This is a genomic window from Sinorhizobium fredii USDA 205, from assembly GCF_001461695.1.
GTDB lineage: Bacteria > Pseudomonadota > Alphaproteobacteria > Rhizobiales > Rhizobiaceae > Sinorhizobium > Sinorhizobium fredii.
On record NZ_AUTC01000107.1, the window covers coordinates 1 to 848 of the forward strand.

Sequence of the window (848 nt, forward strand, 5' to 3'; positions counted from 1 at the left end):
CGCCGCCGTTACCAGGCGGTTGCGTGGCGCCGCCGCCTCGATGCCGAGATCCTCGATGTCGAAGCCCTGGCTCTTCAGCGTGCGGAATAGCTGCTCGATCGCCCAGCGCCGTCGGTAGAGATCGACGACCAGAAAGGCGGCCGCCGGTTCGCTGACGGCATGGGTGGTCAGCAGCCGCCAGTGCACCGCCGCCTCGCCCGGCGGCGGATCGCTCTCGCGGACGTCGACAAGCCAGACCGCAACGCTTTGCGGCAGATCGCGGCGCTGGCCATTGGCCGGGCAGGCGAGCGCAACCGGCAGGAAACGGACCGCCATTTGCGCCGTGCGTCGTTTGCGCCCGGGCTTGGCCGCCAGAACGAGCCCGGCCCGGCCCGCCACTGGCGCGGCATCAACGGCCGCGAACAATGCCCCGCCGTCGGCAAGCGCCCGGTCGTGGGCGGCCCGCACCACCAGCTCCGCTCCCTCCGGACGCAACGCGAACATCTCGAAGATGTCGCTCTCGCGGTCGGCCACCACCGTCACAGAAGCCGCCCCGGCGCAGACCGAAGCCGCCTGGTCCGCCCCCATCAGCCAGCGGAAACTCTCCTTCTCCTCGATCCGCGCCTGCCGTCGCCCGGCCCGCCGACCGCCACTGCGTTCCAGGAACTGCCCGTCGACCAGCCCCAAGATCGCATCGTCCTCGCCATCCAGCGCGATAACCGCATGCAGATAGGCGCCGCCGCCGCCAGACGAGTCGAGCACCGTCGTGTCCTGGATCGCCACGACATGCCGGCCGGCGCAGCGCTCGGCCGTGCGCGCCGCCGCTTCCGACAGCATCTCCTCGCACGTCACCGCGTCATTGCGTAAAA

Annotated in this window: 1 protein-coding gene; it reads right to left on the bottom strand. The window is 70.9% G+C overall.

What is annotated here, in order from left to right; genetic code table 11:
* Window positions 1-848, bottom strand: an 848-nt coding sequence (locus N181_RS11105; protein ID WP_060563379.1) for an IS4 family transposase, incomplete at both ends; no start/stop codon positions are given.